General features: G+C 67.3%; 12 protein-coding genes. 6 read left to right on the top strand and 6 right to left on the bottom strand.

Going from position 1 to position 14,244, the window contains the following annotated elements; all coding sequences use genetic code 11:
• Nucleotides 1-19: 19 nt before the first annotated feature.
• Nucleotides 20-445: a hypothetical protein gene (locus LQZ87_RS04240; protein WP_230102207.1), complete on the top strand. Its 426-nt coding sequence runs from the start codon at nucleotides 20-22 to the stop codon at nucleotides 443-445.
• 25 nt (nucleotides 446-470) lie between these two features.
• On the opposite strand, the gene LQZ87_RS04235 is transcribed toward LQZ87_RS04240, so the two are convergent.
• From LQZ87_RS04235 to manA, 4 genes are all read right to left on the bottom strand, one after another.
• Complete coding sequence (locus tag LQZ87_RS04235; protein ID WP_230102206.1) at nucleotides 471-1,841, bottom strand: DUF5719 family protein; 1,371 nt, start codon at nucleotides 1,839-1,841, stop codon at nucleotides 471-473.
• On the bottom strand, nucleotides 1,838-4,729 hold the full coding sequence (locus LQZ87_RS04230; RefSeq protein ID WP_230102205.1) for a glycosyltransferase: 2,892 nt from the start codon (nucleotides 4,727-4,729) through the stop codon (nucleotides 1,838-1,840). The genes LQZ87_RS04235 and LQZ87_RS04230 overlap by 4 nt, the downstream gene beginning before the upstream one ends.
• A 72-nt stretch (nucleotides 4,730-4,801) precedes the next feature.
• Entirely contained in the window at nucleotides 4,802-5,119 is a 318-nt protein-coding gene (locus tag LQZ87_RS04225) for a WhiB family transcriptional regulator (RefSeq protein ID WP_230102204.1), read from the bottom strand.
• Nucleotides 5,120-5,244: 125 nt separating this feature from the next.
• A complete protein-coding gene (gene manA / locus LQZ87_RS04220; RefSeq protein WP_230102203.1) occupies nucleotides 5,245-6,372 on the bottom strand; it encodes a mannose-6-phosphate isomerase, class I in 1,128 nt (375 codons plus the stop codon).
• Nucleotides 6,373-6,438: 66 nt separating this feature from the next.
• Here manA and LQZ87_RS04215 point away from each other — a divergent pair, with 66 nt between their 5' ends.
• The 5 genes from LQZ87_RS04215 (at nucleotide 6,439) to LQZ87_RS04195 (ending at nucleotide 12,705) form a co-directional block, all read left to right on the top strand.
• Nucleotides 6,439-7,860 (top strand): O-antigen ligase family protein, encoded by a 1,422-nt coding sequence (locus LQZ87_RS04215; protein WP_230102202.1) that lies wholly within the window; start codon nucleotides 6,439-6,441, stop codon nucleotides 7,858-7,860.
• A complete protein-coding gene (locus LQZ87_RS04210) occupies nucleotides 7,857-9,158 on the top strand; it encodes an O-antigen ligase family protein (RefSeq protein ID WP_230102201.1) in 1,302 nt (433 codons plus the stop codon). Before LQZ87_RS04215 ends, LQZ87_RS04210 begins: the two co-directional genes overlap by 4 nt.
• 102 nt (nucleotides 9,159-9,260) lie before the next feature.
• Nucleotides 9,261-11,171, top strand: coding sequence for a glycosyltransferase (locus LQZ87_RS04205; RefSeq protein WP_230102200.1), 1,911 nt, complete (start codon nucleotides 9,261-9,263; stop codon nucleotides 11,169-11,171).
• Nucleotides 11,168-12,121, top strand: coding sequence for a glycosyltransferase (locus tag LQZ87_RS04200; RefSeq protein ID WP_230102199.1), 954 nt, complete (start codon nucleotides 11,168-11,170; stop codon nucleotides 12,119-12,121). The genes LQZ87_RS04205 and LQZ87_RS04200 overlap by 4 nt, the downstream gene beginning before the upstream one ends.
• Nucleotides 12,121-12,705 carry a hypothetical protein gene (locus LQZ87_RS04195; RefSeq protein ID WP_230102198.1) on the top strand — a complete coding sequence of 195 codons (585 nt, stop codon included), beginning with the start codon at nucleotides 12,121-12,123 and terminating at the stop codon, nucleotides 12,703-12,705. Before LQZ87_RS04200 ends, LQZ87_RS04195 begins: the two co-directional genes overlap by 1 nt.
• A 2-nt stretch (nucleotides 12,706-12,707) precedes the next feature.
• On the opposite strand, the gene LQZ87_RS04190 is transcribed toward LQZ87_RS04195, so the two are convergent.
• Together LQZ87_RS04190 and LQZ87_RS04185 are read right to left on the bottom strand one after the other, a co-directional pair.
• Entirely contained in the window at nucleotides 12,708-13,445 is a 738-nt protein-coding gene (locus LQZ87_RS04190; protein ID WP_230102197.1) for an ABC transporter ATP-binding protein, read from the bottom strand.
• Entirely contained in the window at nucleotides 13,445-14,239 is a 795-nt protein-coding gene (locus tag LQZ87_RS04185) for an ABC transporter permease (RefSeq protein ID WP_230102196.1), read from the bottom strand. Before LQZ87_RS04185 ends, LQZ87_RS04190 begins: the two co-directional genes overlap by 1 nt.
• Between the last annotated feature and the right edge of the window lie 5 nt (nucleotides 14,240-14,244).

Here is a 14,244-nt window from a genome sequence, read left to right as displayed (position 1 = left end):
GAACACATAGACTTTCGACATGACCCGCCGTCGAACCGCTGCCTCACCTCCCCGTCGCGGCGCCAGGCACGGACGCCACGGACGCCTCGGACGCAGTGAGGTCGTCCGTCCGCCCCTTCCGCCGCTCGACGGCCGCATCGACCGGTTCGACGCGACGATCGGCACGGCGGTCGAGTTCCTCCGCGGCACCTGGCCGGAACTGCAGGAGGTGCGCTTCGAGATCGGCGGGCTCCCGATGAAGCCCGACGCGGACGGCATCCCCCGTTGGGAGATCGATCGCGATCAGCGGCGGATCGTGGTCTTCCGGATCCCGATCGAGCGCCTCCTGCCGCCGGGACACGATGACGACATGCACCGGCGGGTTGCCATCGAGAGCGCGGTCTTCCGCGCGGCGGCCGAGTACGTCGGCAAGGATCCGTGGGAGTTCGGCCCCGACGGCCCCTGAGCCCGTCCGACGAGACGACGGGTGATCAGGGGTAGACGGTGATCGGCTCCTGCGCGGCTGCTCCCGGCCACACCGGCCATCCGGCCAGCGCATCCGCGCCGGAGAGCATCACCGCAGCGCGAACGGGCTGATCCGTCGTGAGCGCGTACACCCGGTCGGCGCGAACGTCCATAAGGCTGTCGCCACCGGCGGGAATCGTGATCTCCTGAGCCGCGCCTCCCGCCGTCGGGGTCAGGGTGATCGATGCATCTGCATCCGACGAGTTCGCCAGATGCAGGCGCGGGCTCGGGCCGGAGGGAACAGCGACGAACACCTCGCCGCGCAGCTCGGGCGCCGACGGCGTCCATGCGAAATCGCTTCCTGCGCCCGCTCCCGTCGTCTGACGGACCGCACCGACCACCGAGGCATCCGCCTCGATGTCGATGCTGTACACGCCGGGCTCGAGCTGGTCGAGATTCACCTCGGCGGGAATGCGGGCGTCGAGCGGGACGGAGGTCTGCATCACTTCCGTGCCGTTCGATCGCACGACGATCCGCGCCTTGGTCGCCTGGTCGGTGGCCATGAGCCGGAGAAGCGTGAGTGCGGTGTCCTCGCTGGTGTCCAGGACCTGGATGCCTGCGAAGCCGATGCGCGCGTTCGGTGCGGCCGCGGAGTCCTGGATATCGATGCCGGAGGGATCGAGGGTGCGGATGAGCGACGACTGCAGCTCAGCGCGCAGCGGCGCGCCCTGAGCGGTGACTCGCACGACGGGTGACGGCGTTCCGGCGGCGACGGACGACAGCGGCACGGTGACCTGCGTCGCAGCCGGCACGAGCGTGGTCGTGGACGTCTCGGTGGGACCGAACACCGTCAGCGTCGCGGTGGCGGTCACATCGCCGGGGTTGGACAGGATGATCAGGTCGCTCGTCCCCGTCTCGACCGTGCCCCCGACCAGCCAGGACTCGGTGCGCGTCTCTCGACATGCTGATGCCGCCAGGCCAGACAGATCGTCTGCGGCGAGAGTGAGCGATTCCGCTGCGGCCACGAGTGCCGCACCGCCCTGCTCCGCACTGCCGACGAACCGCTTCGGGCCGCTGGACTCGCCGATCTCAGGGGCAGCGAGCACGGAGTCGGCGAGGACGCCGGTGCTGCCGACGGTGAGTGACGGCGTGCCGGCGGACATCTGCTGCGCGGCATCCGCCGGGTTGCGTCCGAGTGCGCGGAACTCCCCGGAGCAGACAAGAGTGGTGTCGCCCGCCGTCGGCGTGACGGACACCTGGGCGGGTTCGCTCTGCGCGCCGGGCCACGGCAGCGCGACAGCGATCACCACGGCAACGACGCAGCCGACAGCGAGCGCCGCTCCGGTCAGGAAGCGTGCACCGGTGGCGACGAGTCGGACGGCTCGGTTCTGGATCATCGGTCCTCCTCGTCATCATCATCACCGTCGTCGTCCGCGCGCTCACGAGGCGGATCCTCACGACGGCGAGGCAGGATCATCGGCTCTTCAGAGGACCGGCCGACGATACGGGACTGCGCCCGAGCTGCACGGCGGGAAGCACGGGTCGGGATCGCGAGCAGGAGGGCGGCAAGCAGAAGGACGAGCTGGACGGCGATGATCGTGCTCGCCGTGCCGCCTTCGGCGCGGGTCAGGTCGGCGCGCTCGGCCGGCTTGGTGTCCAGGCGCCACAGCACGCCCTTGTCGGTCTCGCCGACCTTCACGAATCCGGCGCGCTGGTCGAGTGCGGTGATCGCTTCCACCCGGAAGGCGCGCGCGGCGTCCGACTCCTGGCCGCTCACCTGATCGAGAAGGACGAAATGGATGCCGTGAGCCGCAAGCTCGGCCGGCGCATCGAAGGTGCGCGGGGAGAGGAGGTCCACCGCGAGAGCGCTGACGTCGACCCCCTGCGGCGCTGTCGCGGTGCTGAGCATCGTCGTCTGCGCTCCGAGCGTCTCGCTGGGCCCCCAGACGACGCCTGCTGCGAGTCCACCGTTGTTCTGCGGGGTCAGCACGAGAGTCGAGATCTCGCGGTCGCCGCGCGCTTCGGCAGCCACATAGGCGGGGAGCGTGCTCTCCGGGCCGTTGGTGAGCTCGGTACGGTCGCCGTGAAGGGCTGTGAGTGCCGGCACCGCGCAGACGGCGAGTGAGAGGCCGGCCAACGTGACGGCGAGGATGCGGAGCTTCGGCATCGTGATCGCCGTGTCGAGCGTGACGAGCGCACCCCCGATCAGTCCGGCCCACGCGAGGCTGAGTCCGGTACCGGGCCAGATCTCGACCGGGGTGCCCTGGACGAAACTGACCGTCACACCGACGGCGAGGAAAGACGTGGCGATGCCGGCCATCGTGACACCGAGCAGAGCGATGCCGGCACCCCATCGTGGAGCGACGGCGGCAGCGAGCGCCAGCAGCGCGACAGGAGCGATGAGAATGGGAGCCCAAGCCGCGAGCGCCGGATCGAGGACGTCCATCCACCCGGCGAGGTCCGTGGTCGGGAAGCCGGTGGCCAGCAGCAGCCGGCCGGCAGAATCGGCAGCGACCTGGGGGCCCGCCCACACAGCACCGGGGTCGGCGAACACCGCCCAGATGTTCCCCTGTCGGACCTGCCAGACGATGAGCGGCGCGAACAGGGCCGCGGTCGGCACCAGGATCCAGAGCAGTCTGACCGCACCGTGGAACCAGGCGCGGGAGAGCACGATGATGATCGCCAGCAGCCAGAGCACGAGAAGCGCCGGGGCGAGCGAGGGCGCGCACGCGAGAGTCGCCGCGAGAACGATCGATGCGGCACCCGCCGCACCCCAGGAGCGGTGCGCGACCACTGCGGTGTGGAAGAGCCACGGCAGCAGCAGATGCAGGAGCACGGCTGCCGGCCGACCCTCGATCAGGGCGGTGAGGAAGGTCGGCGCCAGCGCCCAGGCCACGCCGCCGAAGATCCGCAGCCCCCCGCGATCCGTGATGCGCGTCGCGGCGAACCACCCGCCCAGAACGGCCAGCGGCAGGGCCGCCAGCCACAGCAGCACCATCGCGAAGGACGGAGCCCCAGGCCACAGCGAACCGACGACCGCGAGCACGCCGGCGAACGGATCCGCCGGCCCCGTCACTCCGATGCCCAGGCCGCGCTGACCCCAGGCTGCATCCGCCCAGAGACCTGCGAGCGTGTCGCGCATCGGAAGGAGCGCCCCGCCCCCGATGGCAGGCCACGCGAGGAGTGTGGTGAAGGCGGCCACGCTCACGACCAGCGCGCCGAGAACCGCCCATGCCCCGCCGCCCGAGAAGAAGTCGAGTTCGCTGACGGCACCGCCCTCGCTACCGTGCCCATCGTCGAGGCGACGGTGCAGCTCACCGCGGGTGATGCGGAGCGGCGCGATGCTCGCCCAGGATGCCGTTCGGTGCGAGCGGATGCCGCGACGCGATCTGGCGACGGAACCGAAGCGCGCCATCGCTGTCACAGCGGCACCCCACTCCGGTGCCACCGCCGCCGGACGCTTCGCGATCAGGTGGACGATCGTCCGCCACAGGGCGAGCGGCAGCAGCGTGAGCCAGTGCAGGGGCACGGCTGCCGCTGGAGCATAGGAGAGACGGCGGTGCAGCTGGGCGAGACGCGTGCCGAAGGCTCGCTGCGCCATACCCTGCGGCAGCGCTGCCGGTCCGTCGGGGCTGACCGTGATCCGCGCGCTCGGCGCGAGGACCACTCGTCCGCCGCCCAGACGGGCTCGGACGCCGAGGTCGAGCCCCTCGTCCGCTCCGCCCAGGGCCGGGTCGGGCTGCAGATCGCGCCGCACCTCTGCACGGATGAGCGTGCCGCGGATGTCCGCGCCGAGGACGTCCTCGCGCCCGTCGTGCTGATTCTGGTCGAGTTCACCCGCAGCCAGTTCGACGGAACGACCCCAACGAGTCATGGTGACGCCGAGGCTGACAAGTTCACGATCGTTGTCGACGTCCACGAGCTTGGGAGCGGCGACCGAGGCGGACGGTGAACGCTCGAGGGCACCGGCGAGCTGTGCCAGCGCCTGCGGGTGCGGCGCCGTGTCGTGCGCGAGCAGCCACACAGCGGTGTCGTCGGCCACACGCGGCTGCGCGTAGGCGACGGCCTCGGCGAACGATGTGCTGCTCCGGGCTTCGATGATGCCCTCGACCGAACGCGCGATCACCTCGCTCTCGCGAGCCGCCGTTCCGTCACCGCAGACGACGAGTGTCACCGCATCCGGCTGACGCGTCTGCAACGTCAGCGCATCGAGCGTCCGCAGCAGCTGAGCACGAGATGACTGTCCTGGACGCGCGACGATGATGGCATGGACTCGGGTTGGCATGGCCTGGTCAGCCTAAGCGCTCGGACTCGACCACATCGTCAGCCCGCGCGGCGTGGCCGCCAAGCAGTCCGCTCAGCCGGCCTGACGCTTGAGCTTGCGGCGCTCGCGCTCGCTGAGACCGCCCCAGATGCCGAAGCGCTCATCGTTGTTCAGCGCGTACTCGAGGCATTCGCCGCGTACGTCGCAGGACGAGCAGATGCGCTTCGCATCGCGCGTCGAGCCGCCCTTCTCAGGGAAGAACGCTTCCGGGTCGGTCTGCGAGCAGAGTGCGTCGGTCTGCCACGCGAGAGCCGTGTCCGCTTCATGCTCTGGACGCCTGACCCCGGGTACCCCGAGATTGACCGGATCGACAAACCAATTCTCGGGAACGTCGGAACGGTAACCCGTCATATCGTTCTCCTTGCCCTATAACAGTCCCCCACTGGGCTTTGCTCCACTAATTACACCCGTGTCATTCGCCTCGGTCAAGTCGCGGATCGTAAACCCTCAAGCGCATATTGAAAGTTCACGGCGTGTCATCGGCGTGTCGCGCCCGGCTCGGCGACGAAGGCGACTCCCTCCCCCGACAGCACCAGGGTGCGTTCGCCCTCCGAGGCGAAGACGACCTGGCCGACGGGCACGGTGACGGTCGCAGCATCCGCCCCCTCGACGGTCACCTCTCCCCCGGCGCTCAGCACCATCGCCGGGGCGACGACATCGACGGACACCGGCGCTCCGTCGAGCACGACACGGCGCAGCGCGAAGTCGGGGACATCGACGGGGTACGACGTCACGGGACCCGCGGTCGCCGGGCGCAGAACGGGAACCGTCCCCGGCGTGGTGTCCAGAATCGAGAGCAGTTCGGGCACGTCGATGTGCTTGGGCGTCAGCCCGCCGCGCAGGACGTTGTCACTGGCCGCCATGATCTCGACGCCGAGGCCGGAGACGTAGGCGTGCAGCAGCCCGGCGCGCAGGAAGATGCCCTCGCCGCGGCCGAGCACGATGAAGTTCATCAGGAGCGCCACGACGACGCCGGCGTCGCCGGGGTTGCGAGCCGCGATCCTCCGCGCTGCGTCCAGCTCGGGGGCGAACTCGTCGGATGCTGCGTGCTCCAGTGCCGCGATGATGTCGGCCACCTCGGCCTGCGCCGCGCCGGAGAGCAGCCAGGCGATTGCGTCTCCCAGCGCGTCCCCGTCGGCCGACAGGCGCACGCGCAGTGCTGTGACGGCGGAAGATGGACCGAGACTGTCGAGAAGGCGCAGCGTGTCCGCGACGGGACGCAGCCCGCCGAGAGCCTCGAAGCGGTCGCTGAGCGCCACGATGAGCTCCGGTTTGTGGTTCTCGTCGCGGTAGTTGCGGGTGGGGTCGTCAGCGGCGAGATGAGTCTCCCGTGCCCAGCCGTCGCGTGCCTGTGCGATCGTCGGATGCACCTGGATCGAGAGCGGGTCACCGGCGGCGAGGAGCTTGAGCAGATACGGAAGGGTGCCCCCGGTGACGGCGTCCAGCGTCGAGCCGTCTTCGACATCGGCAGGGTCTCCTGGGTGATCGCCGAACCAGACCTCCGCCTCCGGGGAGCCGCTCGGCTGTCGACGCTCGAGCTCGGCCAGAAGGGTGGGCGATCCCCAGGCGTAGTCGCGAGGGATGTTGGAGAGACGAAGCAGCATGGGCCCAGCGTATCGATCTGCCGTGGCACGGCTGGGCCGAGGGTGTCGCGCGGTAGCCTGATTGCGATGGCGCAGTACACGAAGCACCCAGTGGCGGCCCCGCCCACCGCGCCGGAGCGCGAGTCGACGGGGCATCTTCTGCTGCGCGGGTACACCACGCTCATGCTGTTCGTCGTGTTCGCGCACACCGCCGTATACAACCTGCTCGGCGAGGTCGGGGCCGCGGTGGTCCTCGGACTGTCGGTTCTCGGATCGTGCGCCATAGGCATCCCGATGCTCGCGAAGAACCGTCCGCACCCGTTCGCCTGGCGGCGACTCCCGTGGGCGGCGCTGGGCTATGTCGCGCTCGCGCTGCTGTCTTTGGCGTGGTCGCAGTGGCGCGCCGCCACGATCGTGACGTGGGTGCTGCTGGCGGCCGTCACCGTCACCGCACTGCTGATCGCCCACGTGCTCACGTGGCACGAGATCGTGCAGTCCCTGGCATCCGCCTTCAAGTGGATCGTCGGCCTGTCCCTCGCGCTCGAGCTGCTCGTCGCGGTGGTGCTCCGGCATCCACTGCTGCCCAACTTCCTGACGCTCCCCGAGGGCGACGTCGATGCGCAGTGGTACTGGGTGCGAGAAAACCTCTTCGACGGCGGACGCATCCAGGGGATCGTCGGCAACGCGAACGTGCTCGCGATCCTGTGTCTGTTCGCGATCATCACGTTCGGTGTGCGCATCGCGCAGCGTGCGCGCTGGCGCGTCACGCATGCGCTGTGGATCGTCGTCGCGGCGTATCTGATGCTCCGGGCGTCGTCCGCCACGGCGTACGTCTGCGCCGCGGCGGTCGCTGTCGTGCTGGTCGTCGCGATCCTCATCAGACGGACGCACGCGCCGGGTGCACGCGCACGGATCTACGCCACGTGCGGCACGCTCGTCACGATCGCCGTCGCCGCCGTCGTGGTCTTCCGCGAGCCCCTGTTCACCGCGCTGGGACGAGGTGCAGATCTCACCGGACGGACCGACCTCATCTGGGCGAAGGTCGTCGAGCGCGCCGGACACCACCCGATCTTCGGGAATGGCTTCTCCAGCCCATGGGTTCCCACAGAGCCGGCGTTCGACAGGTGGATCGTGGACCACGGCATCACGGTCTTCCACGCGCACAACATGTGGCTGGACGTGCTGATGCAGCTCGGCGTCGTCGGCGTGATCCTGATGGCAGCCGCCTATCTGAGCCTGCTGTGGCGGGCGTGGTTCTTCGCAGCAGACCGGCCGCGCTGGGATCTGCGAGCCGACCGTCCGTTCTCCCCTCTGACGCTGCTGCCGATCCTGTTCACGGTGATCCTGCTCGTCCAGGGCCTCGTCGAGTCCACGCCGATCATGCTCTGGGGATGGATGCTGCTCGTGCTGTTCTCGTTCAAGATCAAGGCCGTTCCCCTGATCGGAGTAGGCCTCGATGAGAAGTCCCGCGTCACCGAGCGCGGCCGTGAGGCTCGGCGCATCCCGTGACGGGGGGTCAGGCTGCGCTCGCCCGCCTGCTCGGGTCTGTGGAGATGGCGCGTGCGTACACGCTCACAGCACTCGGGGCGACGTTCGGATCATTCGCGATCGAGCGGATGACCTCGGCTGCGACGTTCGCGACGATCGTGCTCCTGCTCGCTCTACTGGGCATCGCGATCCTGTTCGTCCGCCGCGAGGAGCTCTCGCTGCTGCGCATCGCACCCACGTCGCTGCTGATGTTCCTGACGCTGGCGCTGGTGAGCATCATCTGGACGACCGACAGATCGGACACCTTCATCGGGTGGCTGTGGCTGCTCGGCTTCGCCGTGATCGCGATCACGATCGGCCACATCCGCGACACGCTGCAGACGGTGCGTGCGATCGGCGACACGCTCCGGGTCACGCTCGGGCTCTCGCTCGGCGTCGAGATCCTCTCCGGCGTACTCCTCGACGTGCCGATCCATTTCCTGGACATCGCGGGCAACCTCGCCATCGGCGGCCCTATCCAGGGCCTGTTCGGCACGAGGAACATGCTCGGCTTCGTCGCCGTGATCGCACTCATCACGTTCGTCATCGAATGGCGCTCGCAGTCGGTGATCGCCCCCATCGCCGTCCCGTCGATCGCATTGGCCGGCTTCCTCGCCCTGCTGTCCGCGTCCCCGACGGTCCTCGTGCTCGCTGCAGCCGTCGGCGTCGTGACGGGCGCACTGACGATCGTCCGCCACGCTCCGGTTGAGCGACGCACGTTCGCGCAGTGGGCGCTCGGCGCGCTGGTCGCGCTGGCACTCGCCCTGGCGTTCGCGTTCCGGCATCCCATCATCAGGTGGATGGGCGCGGGATCCGACTTCTCGACCCGAGCGGATCTGTGGAACAAGATCCTCGACTTCTCAGCGGTCAAGCCCCTCCAGGGGTGGGGCTGGTTCGGGCCGTGGGATCGCGGCGAGTACCCCTTCGTCTACATCAACTACTGGCTCGCCGACCACCACCAGACGGCGCTGAACGCGTTCTTCGACGTGCTGCTCCAGCTCGGCATCATCGGGCTCGTGCTGTTCCTGCTGCTGGGTGGAGTGGCGATCGTGCGCTCGTGGCTGGTCGCCAGCGCGCGCCGTTCCGTCGTCTACGCCTGGACGCCGCTGGTGCTCGTGACGCTCGCTGTGGATTCGATGTTCGAGAGCTTCACGCTCGCGGGCGCCGGATGGTTCATGCTCGTCCTGTGCGCTCTGCGCGCCGGACAGTCGAGGTCATGGCGCGAGAACATCGATGCGGCCAACACCGGGGTGATACCGACGCTGCGTGCGGAGGGGTGACGGGTCATCCACAACTGCGACGGGTAGGCTGTTCCTGCTCGTCGAACCCCGTTGGGCACCCGAACCGGGTCCTGCGGGAATAGAACTTCGGAGATCCATCACGTGACTCACGTCCTTCAGAATGTCGTCTTTCCCCTCGACCGCGACCCTGATCTGCTTCCGCTTTACGCCGACCCGGAAACCTGGTCGTTCATCGATGAGAAGCCGGTTCGCGTCTCGAACCGTGCGCAGCTCGGCAACATCCTCGGGCGCCACCGCGCACGCATCGTCTCGGGACGACGGGTCTCGCTCGGCACGTACTTCAACGCGTTTCCCGCTTCCTACTGGCAGCACTGGACGAGCGTTCGGCAGGTGCGGCTCACGGTTCGCACCACGGGGCCCGCGACGATCCTCGTGTACCGCTCGAACGGCTCTGGAGTACGTCAGCGCATCGATACGCGCGAGGTGACAGGTGAGGCCACGACAGCCTTCGACCTCGAACTCACTCAATACAGCGACGGTGGCTGGATCTGGTTCGACATCGTCGCCGAGGACAAGCAGGCAGTGCTCGAGGGCGCGGAGTGGACGACGGAGCAAGAGCCCGCTCGCGCGGGCAAGGCCTCCCTCGGCATCACGACCTTCAACAAGCCCGACTACTGCGTGGAGACGCTTCAGGCGCTTGCCGCGTCGCCGGACGCCCTCGAGTTCGTCGACCGAATCTTCCTCATCGACCAGGGCACCCAGCTCGTCGCTGACCAGGACGGCTTCGATGGGGTCGCAAGTCAACTCGGCGACACGCTGCAAGTGGTGCGTCAGCCGAATCTCGGCGGCTCGGGTGGATTCGCGCGCGCCATGCACGAGACACTGCAACGTCCCGAAAGCGACTTCGTGCAGCTGCTCGACGATGACGTGCGGTTGGAGCCGGAGTCCCTGCGTCGCTCGATCGTGTTCGGCCAGTACGCCACGAAACCCGTCCTCGTCGGCGGGCACATGTTCGACCTGCTCGACCGCCCCAAGCTGCACGGTTGGGCAGAGGTCGTCGATGAAGCGCCGTTCATGTGGCGCAACCTGTATCAGGAGGAGATGCCGCACGACTTCGGCGCATCGAACCTGCGTCAGTCCACACTCCTGCACATGCGCATGGATGCCGACTACAACGGCTGGTGGATGTGCCTGATCCCCCTCGATGCGATCCGCGAGGTCGGCCTCGCGCTGCCCGCATTCATTAAATGGGACGACGCCGAGTTCTGCCTGCGGGCAGGCGAAGCCGGATTCCCGACCGTCTCCATGCCCGGCGTTGCGCTCTGGCACGTCTCGTGGGTGAACAAGGACGACACGATCGACTGGCAGGCGTACTTCCACGCGCGGAACCGCATCGTCGCAGGTCTCCTGCACTCGAACGCGCCACGCGGTGGGCGGCTGATCAGACACAGCCGTCGCGCCGATCTCAAGCACCTCATGATGATGCAGTACTACCCCGTCGAGCTCCGGGCACGCGCACTGCGTGATGTCCTATCCGGCCCAGACCACATGCCGAAGAACCTGGCGACGGCGATGCCTGCTGCCAGGGCCCTCGCCGCCGAGTATCCGGAGACCACGGTCCACCGCGATCCGTCGGCGGTCTTGCATTCGCGGTACGGGCGACGCGTGTACAAGCAGACCTCTCGGCACGAGTTCGACAGCCCGAGCGGTCTACAACTGCGATGGTTCACCTTTGTGACGCTCGTGGCGCACTGGCTCCACAAGCCCGACCCCGCGAACGTGGAACGGCCGGAGGTCGAGTTCGGCAAGGAGGACGCCCACTGGTGGCGTGTGCCGGCCTTCGACAGCGCGCTCGTGAGCGCCGCGGACGGTTCGGGCAAGAACATCTACACCCGTGACCGCAAGAAGTATCGGCGCATGCTGCGCGACACGATCCGGCTCCACGCCGAACTCCAGCGACGGTGGCCCGAGCTGCAGCGTCAGTACCGGCAGGCGCTGCCGGAGCTCGTCTCGCCAGAGTCCTGGCAGCAGATCTTCGAGGAGACGGCATGACCGCGGCGTTCGATCCCGCGTCTTCGGCGATCGTCATCGTCACCTACAACCGCTCCCACCTGTTGTCCGGCCTCCTCACGAGCATCACCGCGATGGATCCGAAGCCAGGCCGCGTCGTCATCATCGACAACGCTTCAGCGGATGACACCACTGAAGTCGTCGAGTCGTTCCGCGACGGCATCGGCACAGAGATCGTGTATCGCAAGCTGGAAACCAACACCGGTGGATCCGGCGGATTCAGCGAGGGCATGCGCACCGCGTACGAACTCGGCAGCGAGTGGATCTGGATGATGGACGACGACGTCGAGGTTCTCCCCGACGGCCTCGCCAAGATGGGCAAGTGGGCCCCCCGCTTCAAGAGCATCCAAGGACGCCGCTACGACTACGACGGCAGCGAGTTCTACTGGCAGTACCGCATCGCCGAGCGCATGGGCATCCCGATCCCGTTCGCACCGGCCGGGTTCGATGAGTCCGGCTTCAAGGAGATGAACAGCGGATGCTTCGAGGGCATGTTCATCCACCGCTCGATCGTGTCGCAGATCGGACTCCCCGACCCTCGCTTCTTCATCTATTGGGACGACCAGGTGTACGGCTGGCTCGCCTCGCGGCTCACGACCGCTGTGATCGTCGACGAGTTCGTGCTGCGTCGCACCCGTGAGATCAAGCAGTGGGATATGGGCGTGCGGCACATGAACGCGTCCAGCAACGCCTACCGCTACTACATCATGCGCAACCGGGCGTTCATCAAGCACTACTACCGGGTCCACGGCGTCTACAACCCAGTGTTATTCGGCCTCGGCACGACGGCGACCTTCTTCAAAGAACTCATCCGCCTCGTGTTCGTCGAGAGAACGGTGCGCGGCACCAGTAACCTGTTCCGGGGTCTCCGCGACGGCGGCAAGGCCGCACGTGATCGCACCTGGCAGCCCATGCCCGCATTGGAGAAGTGATGAGCGACGGACAGCCTCGAGCCGAATGGATCTTCCCGGAGGAGAAGAAGAGCAACAAGGGTCGCATCTGGCTGATCGTGGGCCTGTCTGTTCTCGCGCTGGCGATCGTCGGGACGTTGCTGTTCTTCCTGCTGCCTCGCGACGGTGAGCCAACACCATCTCCGTCTCCGAGCGCCAGTTCGTCGGCGACGGCGTCGCCCTCGCCGACATCAGCACCGACGCCCACTTCCACGCCTACGTCCGAGCCCGTCCCGACTCAGCCGCCGGCTGCGGATCCCGACATGGATACGTTCGTCGGCAAGGTCCAGCCACGGCTGGATGACGGGGTAAGAGGGCTGCAGCTGGTGCAGGACAACATGGATCTCGGCGCGCAGATCGTCGATTCGCTGCAGAACGATGCCGCCGTACTGTCGGACACCCCCGCCCCGAGTTCGCTCGCTGCGGACTGGAGCGACGCGGTGTCGCAGTATGCTTCGAGGCTCGGCGACCTTCGTGCGGCGTACGACAACGGTTCAGATCCGCAGGCGCCTCTCGATGCGGCCAGCGCGGCCCTGCAGAAGGTACGCGCGCTCGTCGGACTCTGAAATCACTTCACGCCGGAGTCGGCGTTGTAGCGGTCGAGGACCTCGTCGATCCCGGCATCCAGCACCAGCGCGCCCTTGTTGAGGTAGAGGCCACGCTTGCAGAAGCGGCGAAGGTCGCGCTCATTGTGGCTGACGAAGAACAGCGTGCGCCCCTCGGCGAGCAGCTCGTCGATGCGCTGGTAGCACTTGTCACGGAACGCCTTGTCGCCGACCGCCAGGACCTCATCGACCAGGAGGATCGGCTCGTTGAGCTGTGACACGACCGAGAACGCGAGCCGCACTTTCATACCGTTGGACAAGTGCTTGTAGGGGGTCTCCTGGAAGTCCTCCAGCTCCGCGAACGCGATCATCTCGTCGTACCGACGTGCGATCTCCGCCTTCGACATGCCGTGCAGCCCGGCGGTCATCCGCACGTTCTCACGAACCGTGAGATCGCCGACGAAGCCGCCGGTGAGTTCGATCAGTGGGGCCACTCCCCCATGCACGGTGACTGAGCCCTCATCGGGGAGCAGGACCCCGGCGACAAGCCGCAACAGTGTCGACTTGCCTTGGCCGTTGCGGCCCACCACGCCGATCGATTCGCCCTGCTGAACGGTGAATGAGACGTCGCGCAGCGCCCAGAACTCGCCGGGGCGGCTACGGCGTGACGCGCCCGCGAACATGTCCTTGAAGCTTCGCCGTCCCCGACGATTGCGACGGAAATGGACGCCGAGTCTCTGGACGTCGATCGCGGCAGACATCACAGCTCCTTCAGCACGGGACGCTCGAGCGTGCGGAACACCCACGAGCCGAGAACGAAGATCAGAATGCTCATGACCGCACCGATGACCACGGTGTTCGTGTGCCACTGGTCGGGGAAGAAGGCCATCCGATAGAGGGTGAAGATGCCCGCCAGCGGATTGAAGGATCCGATCGTCTCGAACGGGCCCGGCAGGTTGTTCACGCTGTAGATGATGGGTGTGGCGTAGAAGAGTGCTCGCAGGATCAGTCCTGTGGTGCGCTCCAGGTCGGAATACAGCGCGCAGAGCGGTGCGACGAGCATCCCGAGTCCGACGAGCAGGATCACCTGGAGAAGCATGGCCACGGGGAACCACAGGATGCCCCACCCGAACTGTGTCCCGGGCGAGAACACCGCGAAGAGTACGAGCACAGGGAGCGAGAACAGGAACTCCATCCCCTTGCTGAGGACGATGCGGTTGACCCAGATCGAACGAGGGATGTTCGTTGAGCGCACCAGTCTGGAGTCGCGCTTGAATGCCTTTGTGAAATCCGACACCGAAGAGTTGAACCACACCCACGGCAGCAGTGCGCTGATCAGGAACACGATATACGGATCTTCACCGACGTCGCGCTTGAAGATCTGGGTGAACACGAACCAGTAGATCGCACTCATGACGAGCGGATCGAGGACGGACCAGAGGTATCCGAGGAAGCTCGTCGAGTAACGAACCTTCAGGTCGCGGGCAGACAGCAACCACAACGAATGCAGATACCGCCGGGGCGTTCCCGGCGCCCCGACAGCAGCGTGACTCACGATTC

Origin of the sequence: Microbacterium sp. Bi121, assembly GCF_918698005.1 — a bacterium.
GTDB lineage: Bacteria > Actinomycetota > Actinomycetes > Actinomycetales > Microbacteriaceae > Microbacterium.
Note: the sequence above shows the minus strand (reverse complement) of the source record. Positions and strands in the feature narration are given on the sequence as shown.

Bases quoted from the DNA above. Each gene is read 5' to 3' on its own strand.
- LQZ87_RS04240 (WP_230102207.1), top strand. From the start codon at position 20: ATGACCCGCCGTCGAACCGCTGCCTCACCTCCCCGTCGCGGCGCCAGG.
- LQZ87_RS04235 (WP_230102206.1), bottom strand. From the start codon at position 1,841: ATGATCCAGAACCGAGCCGTCCGACTCGTCGCCACCGGTGCACGCTTC.
- LQZ87_RS04230 (WP_230102205.1), bottom strand. From the start codon at position 4,729: ATGCCAACCCGAGTCCATGCCATCATCGTCGCGCGTCCAGGACAGTCA.
- LQZ87_RS04225 (WP_230102204.1), bottom strand. From the start codon at position 5,119: ATGACGGGTTACCGTTCCGACGTTCCCGAGAATTGGTTTGTCGATCCG.
- manA (WP_230102203.1), bottom strand. From the start codon at position 6,372: ATGCTGCTTCGTCTCTCCAACATCCCTCGCGACTACGCCTGGGGATCG.
- LQZ87_RS04215 (WP_230102202.1), top strand. From the start codon at position 6,439: ATGGCGCAGTACACGAAGCACCCAGTGGCGGCCCCGCCCACCGCGCCG.
- LQZ87_RS04200 (WP_230102199.1), top strand. From the start codon at position 11,168: ATGACCGCGGCGTTCGATCCCGCGTCTTCGGCGATCGTCATCGTCACC.
- LQZ87_RS04195 (WP_230102198.1), top strand. From the start codon at position 12,121: ATGAGCGACGGACAGCCTCGAGCCGAATGGATCTTCCCGGAGGAGAAG.
- LQZ87_RS04190 (WP_230102197.1), bottom strand. From the start codon at position 13,445: ATGTCTGCCGCGATCGACGTCCAGAGACTCGGCGTCCATTTCCGTCGC.